Origin of the sequence: Kutzneria sp. 744 (assembly GCF_000568255.1) — a bacterium.
GTDB lineage: Bacteria > Actinomycetota > Actinomycetes > Mycobacteriales > Pseudonocardiaceae > Kutzneria.
Window position 1 is genome coordinate 6,081,483 of sequence record NZ_KK037166.1, and the last position, 7,557, is coordinate 6,089,039.

The following is a 7,557-nucleotide window of genomic DNA, read 5'->3' on the forward strand; positions in this document are numbered from 1 at the left end:
GCTCGACCTCGTTCAGGCGGGACTGCGCGGCGTAGGTGCGGCTGGCCTCCAGCCAGCTGCGCCGGGCCCCGTCGGCATCGCCGCTGCGCAGGCTGACCTGGCCGATGTCCACCAGGACGTTGGGCTCCTCGTAGATGTTGCCCATCTCGCGGATCAGGGCCAGCCCCCGCTGGTAGTACTCGCGGGCCGACGCGTAGTCCCCGGCCTCGCGGGCGATGAAGCCCAGGCTGTCGTAGAGCCCGTAGCGGACCTCGGGCTCCCGCTCGCTCGACAGCTCCAGCGCCCGCTCGCAGTGCTGCCGGGCGTGCTCGAAGTCGCCCAGCCGGGCCAAGTACCAGCCGACGGCGTTGTAGGCCTTGGCCGTGCTGGCTTTGGCGCCGAGCTGCTCGAACAGCGTCAGCGCCCGCTGCGCGTTGGCCAGCGCGGCACTGTCGTCGCCATTGCGCTCCCAGTACCAGGCCAGCGTGTGGAACGCCTGCGCCCGCTCGTGCGGGTCGTCGTTCTCGGCTGCGGTCGTCAGCTGCTCCAGCGCCTCCTCGGACAGGCCGAGCCGGGTCAGCGCGCGGCCGAGGAACCGGCGGGCGGTCAGCACATGCTCGCCGATGGCCTCGGTGGCCATCAGCGCCGCCCGCCAGAACGCCAGATCCTCGGTCAGCCGGCTGCGGCGCCAGTGATAGCTGGCCATCGACCAGGCCAGCACCCAGACCGCCTGGTGCCGTCCTTGCTGGGCGGCGGTGCGCAAGGTGGCCAGCAGGTTGGGATATTCCGCGTCGAACCACGCCTTGGCCGCCAGATGGTCGGCCAGCGCGATCGGCTGGGTGCCCGGCTCGGGCGGGGCCAGCTGGATCGGCTGGCCGTGCTCGTACAGCCGCAACTCGCCGGAATGCGCGGTGTGCAGGTAGAAGTCGAGCAGACGGGCCATCGCCGCCCGGCGCGCCGGGCCGGGCAGGACACGCTCGGCGGCGTAACAGCGGACCAGGTCGTGCATCCGGTAGCGGCCGGGCGCGTGCTCGGTCACCAGTTCGCGAATTCTCCAGCTCCCGCAACAGGTTCCGCACCCGCTGCACGGGCAGCCCGGTCAGCGACGCCGCCGCGGGCAGGCCGATGTCTGCCCCCGTGGTCAGGCCGAGCAGGCCGAAGATCTCGGCCGCGGCGCTGCCCAAGGCGTTGTAGGAACTTTTTTAATACGGCGCGGAGGTTGGCCGACAGCTCGCCGGCGTCCAGCGCGTCCAGCCGGGCGTCCATGACCTCCGCGGCCAACGCGGCCAGCGGAAAGTCCGTTTTTTTTGGCCGCACGCGCGGCGACGATGTTGAGAGCCAGCGGCAGACCGGCGCACAGCTCGGCCACTGCGGCCTGCTCGGCGGTCAGCCGCTGCGCGCCGAGCTGGTCCGTCAGCAGCTCCTGGGCCTCGTCCTCGCCGAGCACGTCCAGCGCCACCGGCGTCGCCTGGTGCGCGATGATCACGCCGCTGAGCCGGCTGCGGCTGGTCACCAGGACCGTGCAGCCGGGGCTGCCCGGCAGCAGCGGCTGCACCTGGCTGGAGTCCGACGCGTTGTCCAGCACGATCAGCATTCGCTTGTCCGCCACCAGACTCCGGTACAGCGCGATCTGCGCGTCCGGCTCCGCCGGCATGGACGCGGGCGTCAGGCCGAAGGCCTCCAGGAAGCCGCGGACCGCGGAGGTCGGCAACATCGACGGGCCGGACGGGTCGAAGCCGCGCAGGTTCACGAACAGCTGGCCGTCGGGGAAGCGGTCGATGCGGTCGTGGGCCCAGCGCAGCACCAGGGACGTCTTGCCGAAGCCGCCGCCGGCCGTGATGACGGCGATGCCGGGCCGGCGGTCGAGGAGCTGGTCCAGGGCGCGCAGTTCGGCGGTGCGGCCGACGAAACCGCCGGCAGGCGGAGGCAGCTGGCGCGGCAGCGGCTGGCGGGTGGCCAGCGCGGTCAGGGCGGGGTCGCCGGCCAGCACCTGTCTGTGCAGCTCCACCAGCTCCGGGCCGGGGTCGATGCCGAGCTCCTCGGCCAGTACCCGGCGGACATCCTGGAACGCCTGCAGCGCCTCGCCCTGCCGGCCGCAGCGGTACAGGGCAGTGATGAGCTGAGCCCAGAACCGCTCCCGCAGCGGATTACTCAGGGTGAGATCGCGGAGCTCGCCGATGATCGCGTTGTGCCGGCTCAGCCCCAGCTCGACGTCGACGTGCAGCTCGGTGGCCGACAGCAGCTGCTCGGTCAGCCGGGGCGCCACCTCCCGCCGCAGCGTCTCCGACTGGATGTCGGCCAGCGGATTTCCGCGCCACAGATCCAGGGCCTCGGTCAGCAGCTTGGACGCCAATTCCGGTTCCGCGGCACGGGCCTGTGCGACCAGCTCACGCAACCGCCAGACATCGAGTTCGGACTCGGCGACGGAGATCAGGTAACCATCCGACGCGGTGATGATCGGCGATGTTCCACCGGCTCCGGACAACGTGTTGCGCAGCCGCATCACATAGTTCTGCACCGTGGTCCGCGCACCCGTCGTCGGGTGCTCCTCCCACACGTAGCGCACCAGTTCGTCCAGCGAAACGACCTGGTTGGCCCGCATGAGCAGGACGGCGAGCAGGGTGCGCTGGCGGGCCGAGCCCACCGTGACCGCGATGCCGTCGTAACCGACTTCCAACGGCCCGAGCACCCGGAAATCGAAGCCTGCCATGGCCCCCCGTTCAACGCCGACCTCGCAGTGTAAGGCCGGCGTGACGAATGCGGTGGGTTATGGCGGAACCGATCACGACAAGGACGACAAATCCATAAGAGAAGGCCATGCCGATCAGCGGCTGGTCCTGGAACGTGCTGCCGCCGATGAATCCGATGAGCGCGGCCTGGGTTCCCCACAGCAGCACGCCCACCACTTCCGCGGGCAGGAACCAGGACGGCGAGAAGCCGAGGGCGCCGGCCGTGGCGAGGGTGGCGGCGCGGCCGCCGGGCACGTAGCGGCCGAAGATGATCAGTAACCGTCCGCGACGTTCGAGCTGGCGCTGGGCCCATTCCCGGGCCTGGATGCCACGCTCGCGACGCATGATCCGGTTCAGCACGGCGTTGCCTGTGCCGCGGCCCAAGTAGTAGGCGGCGGTGTCGCCGGCGAAGGCACCGGCGGCGGCGACCAGCACGAGCTGACCGAGGCCGGTGACGCTGGGCGCGATGAGGACGCCGACCAGTACGACCGTGGTCTCGCTGGGGGGTGGCATATCAGCCGATGTGGTAAGCATGGCAGAGTACATTAGACACCTATCTTCCACCGAGTGGCCTTCGGCAGTCTAAATCTTGCTTGGTACCTGTGCAATGCGCGCCGCATCTCGTAACAAGCTAACGCGCTTTACCCTGCGTCTCATCCTGTCCTCTCGCTCAGCCTGAGAGCCCTCAAGAGCCAAGTGCACGATACTGCCGTGTACAAGGAATCAAATGCTTTTGTACGCGAACAAGACATCCGTCGTCAAATTAGTATCGGCGTCTCGAGCCTTAAGTCGTGGTGAGGTTACATAGGGAGACTTAATGTCCTTTGCTATGTAATTACCGCTGGGCTGCCGGGCCCTGACGACCGCCTCGCCGCCGCGGCCAGCTCTCGCCGGTCGCACAAAGGAATGTGCGGTGAGGTGCACGCCGAGATCGGCGGCACGGGCGACCCGGGCCAGTGAGGCGACCAGGGTGTCGTCCCCGACGTACGCCGCGATCGGCGCGCTAACTGATGGTCACCGGACGGACCGGCGCGTCAGCGTCCAGCGCGGCCTGGAACGCGGCCCGCCGGAACACCCCCATTTCCCTGCCACACCAGGTGGTTCCCTCCGGGAAGACGAGAACGGAACACCCCGAACGTAAGACGTGGGCGAGCCGGGCGACAGTAACGGGCAGTGAACGTATGTTGTCACGTTCGATGAAGATCGTCCCGCTTCGCCGGGCCATGCCCCCGATCAGCGGCCAGTCCGCCACCTCGCGCTTGGCCAGCAGCCGCAACGGCTCGACCGCCAGCAGCGCCGGAATGTCCAGCCAGGACACGTGATTGGCCACGACCAGCGTGCCGCGATCGGCGCTGAGCCGGTCCACGGTGGACGTCAGCCGCACGTCCAGGGCCCTGAGCAGACCGGCGGCGTCGCGGCGCACGATCGGGCCGAGGGATTTGATCGCCCGGGCCGCTGCTCGGGCCGGGGACACCGGCGGCGTCGGGGAAGTCGCGCAGCGCGGGGTGCACGGCGAGACAGGCAGCCAGGCGGTCATCCCCGCGCCGCCAGGAAGAACTCCAGGTACCGCGGATGCACCCGGTCCATGGACAGCAGCACGAACAGGTCGGCGGTGCCGAAGTCCGGGTCGTGGGCCGGCGGCCCGCACACCCAGGCGCCGAGCCGCAGGTAGCCCTGGAGCAGCGGCGGAAGCGGCGGCTGACACGAAGGCGGACCTGGTGGCGTCCACGGCTGGTAAGGCCGCACTCGCAGCTCCGGCGGCGACAGATGCTCGGCGGCTCGGGTGCAGGCCGTCGTGGCCAGGTCCGGACCGTCGGCCAGCGACACCGACGCGGAGCCGGCCAGCCAGCGATGCCCGGACAGCAGCACGTACCGGGCCAGCGCGCCCCACAGCAGGGTGATGACCGCGCCGCTCCGGTGGGCAGGATGCACACAGGAGCGACCGGCCTCCACGACATCGGCACGCACCCCTCGCAGCGCGCCGAGGTCGAACTCCCCCTCGGAGTAGAGCCGATCCGTCCGCCCCGGCGGCAGCAGCCGGTAGGTGCCGACGACCTCGCCGCTGTCCGTCGCGCGGACGACGATGTGGTCGCAGAACTCGTCGAACGGATCGATGTCCAGACCGCCGGGGCGGTCTAGCCCGAACACCTCGTTGCGCAGCCGCTGGGCCGCGCGGACGGTGTCCGCGTCATCGGCGACCGCTACCGAGTAGCGCGCCTGCGTTGCTGTTTTCCCCATGCTGCCAGCGTGTCCGTGACCGCGTGGCGCGGACAGGCGGCGTCCACCCGATTCCGACGGGGGTTAACCCCCCGATGCCGGCCAGCGCCAGCAGCAGCGCCGCGACGACCACCGGGCCCGAGCGGAGATCCGACGGCGGCGCCACCAGGAGCACGCTTTGGCCCCACAGAGCCAGATACGCCAGGCCCGGGGCCAGCACCACGGCCGTGAGCGGTGCTCGCAGCAGGTACGCGAGGTCGACGGCGACGCCGATGGCCAGCGCCCAGACCGGCACCGCGTAGGGCGGAAAGCCCATGCCGGCAATGAATCCCAGCGCCAACGTGCGGTAACCGACGTAGGCGGCGGCGATGAGCGTGGCGGTGAACCTCCCACGCAGGAACCGTTTGGCCAGCATCAGCGCGATCGTCGCGGAAAGCACGCACCACACCGGATAGAGCCATTCCGGCAGCCCCAGCGAGAAGTGCTCGACGGCGGCCCGGTCGACCGGGTGGTGGATCTGCGCCGCCGCGAACTGCAACAGCTCCGGCTCGGCATAGGTCTGGCCGCGGTCCCACGCCGCCAGCGACAGCACGCCGTACTCCTGCTGCTCGTTGGGAAACCACAGGTTCTCCATCATGGACAGCCACAGCGCGGCGAAGCCGATCCGGTAGAACCGGTGGGATCGCGGGAACTGCTTGTTCCAGGCCATGATCAGGCCGGCCAGGGTCACGGTGGTGCCGGTGTAGAGCAGCACGTGGGTGACGCTCCACGCGGTCAGGTCGAGGCCGTTGACCGTGTGGTTGACGATGTCCATCGGGATCGTCACCAGGAACGAGCCCATGCCGACCTGGAGGAACCGCAGCGACCGGCGGTCGACGCCGTAGCCGGTGTAGGTGTGGATCAGCACCAGGGCCACCGCGATGCCGGTGCCGAGGAAGTTGACCATGTGGGGCGGGGCGGTGGTGTCCCGGATCCACTTGAAGTGCCAGGCCACGTCCCAGCTGGCGCCCAGCGTCTTGAACGCCAGGGCCACCAGCCAGGACGTGTACAGCGCGACCGTCACGGCCGGCGGCGTGGCCCTCCCCGGCTCGCCGCGCGTCCACAGTGGACCGATGCGCTGCAGTGTTCCCCTCATGCCGACCATCGTCGCGAGGAAGGCGGCCCGCGTGAATAGGTAATGGCCCCCAGTGGGGGTAGGGGAAACCCCCGTGACCTTCAGGGTCGGCTGCTCGAAACCTACATTCGGGGTGCCGGAGAGCGTGACTCGCCGGAAGTCGACGCATGGTTGCCCGAGAGCGGGACTCGCCGGGTGATGAAAGTTGCTGCCAGCCAGAGGAGGGCCAGGAGGGCAGCGCAGAGGGGCGGGGTCCAGTCGGCACGGGGTGGGGCGGCGAGCAGGACCGACTGGGCGAACAACAGGCCGTAGGCCACGGCGGTGACGGCGACGGCCCCGACGAAGGGCCGTAGCCACTTCGACATGGGGATCAGGAACACCAGATCGATCACCACGCCCGCGCCCAGCAGGAAGAACGGCACCGCCGACGGCGGGAACGTGGTGGCCGTCAACACCAGCCACAGCACCGAGCGGAAGCCCACGTACAGGCCGGCCATGGCGGTCGCCGTCCAGCGACGGCCCACGATCTGCCGGCCGATGGCGAACAGCAGCACGCAGACACCCAGGCCCCACACCGGGTACACCCAGTCCGGCATCGGCAGCGAGAAGTGCACGACCCCGGCCCGGCCCATCGGCTGGTGGATCTGGTCCGAGGCGAACTTCAGCAGCTCGTCGTTGGCGTAGGGATGACCCGGATTCGCGTCCCAGGAGGCGATCTCCAGCACGCCGTACTCCTGCTGCTCGTTCGGGAACCAGAAGTCCTCGAACACCAGCGTCAGCAGCACGATCAGACCCGGCGCGAACCAGCGGCCGCGGGCGGCGTAACGGTGCCAGCCCATGGCCACGCCGATGAGCATGCCGGCGGTGCCGATGAACAGCAGCGAGTGCGACGGGCTCCAGGTGGTGATGTCCAACCCGTTCACGGTGTGGTTGACCACGTCGATCGGGATGGCGATGAGGAACAGGCCCGTGCCCCACTGCATCCAGCGCAGCGTGGCCTTGTCGGCGGCGTAGCCGGTGTAGGTGTGGAACAGCACCAGCACCACGGCGATCGCCGTGCCGACGGTGTTCAGGTCGTGCGGCGGCGCGAGATTGTCGCGAATGGTCCAGAAGTGCCAGGAGATGTCCCACGAGCCGCCGAGCAGCTTGAGCGCCAGCGCGATGAACCACCAGGCATACATGATCGAGACCAGCTCGGCCGGGGTCTCCCGGCCCGCGGTCCCCCGCGTCCAGTACAGCGACCACAGCTCGCGCACGCGTGCCACGGACCAGCCCTTGGTGCTCATGGTTCGAGAGCATGAACGCTCGTCAACGCCGATTCCACCGTTTCGGCCGAACCGAGATCAGGCGCATACCACCCGATCGAGTGGGTGAGCCGCATTGCCCGCGCCGGGCCGAGTGGGCAAGGTCACCGGTCTACACCGAGGTACGGGAGTGATCAGAAGTGAACAAGCGTGTCGTCGCGGGCGTTGTCGTCACCGCGCTGGTGCTGGTCACCGGCGGGGTGCTGGTCCGGCT

7 protein-coding genes are annotated in these 7,557 nt (G+C 69.5%); all 7 read right to left on the minus strand.

The features are described 5' to 3' along the window. A partial coding sequence (locus KUTG_RS53950) for a tetratricopeptide repeat protein (RefSeq protein WP_198047324.1) occupies window positions 1–1,018 on the minus strand: 1,018 nt, incomplete at its 3' end. 102 nt (window positions 1,019–1,120) lie between these two features. Continuing rightward, complete coding sequence (locus KUTG_RS53955; protein WP_052395484.1) at window positions 1,121–2,689, minus strand: AfsR/SARP family transcriptional regulator; 1,569 nt, start codon at window positions 2,687–2,689, stop codon at window positions 1,121–1,123. 10 nt (window positions 2,690–2,699) lie between these two features. Beyond that, a complete protein-coding gene (locus KUTG_RS27565; protein WP_052395485.1) occupies window positions 2,700–3,221 on the minus strand; it encodes a DedA family protein in 522 nt (173 codons plus the stop codon). Between the two features lie 490 nt (window positions 3,222–3,711). Further along, window positions 3,712–4,245: a lysophospholipid acyltransferase family protein gene (locus tag KUTG_RS56655; RefSeq protein WP_232240978.1), complete on the minus strand. Its 534-nt coding sequence runs from the start codon at window positions 4,243–4,245 to the stop codon at window positions 3,712–3,714. Continuing rightward, window positions 4,242–4,946 (minus strand): GNAT family N-acetyltransferase, encoded by a 705-nt coding sequence (locus tag KUTG_RS27575; RefSeq protein ID WP_043720811.1) that lies wholly within the window; start codon window positions 4,944–4,946, stop codon window positions 4,242–4,244. The genes KUTG_RS56655 and KUTG_RS27575 overlap by 4 nt, the downstream gene beginning before the upstream one ends. Further along, window positions 4,897–6,060: a hypothetical protein gene (locus KUTG_RS27580; RefSeq protein WP_157494802.1), complete on the minus strand. Its 1,164-nt coding sequence runs from the start codon at window positions 6,058–6,060 to the stop codon at window positions 4,897–4,899. Before KUTG_RS27580 ends, KUTG_RS27575 begins: the two co-directional genes overlap by 50 nt. 101 nt (window positions 6,061–6,161) lie before the next feature. After that, window positions 6,162–7,325: a hypothetical protein gene (locus KUTG_RS27585; RefSeq protein WP_052395488.1), complete on the minus strand. Its 1,164-nt coding sequence runs from the start codon at window positions 7,323–7,325 to the stop codon at window positions 6,162–6,164. Window positions 7,326–7,557 lie beyond the last annotated feature (232 nt).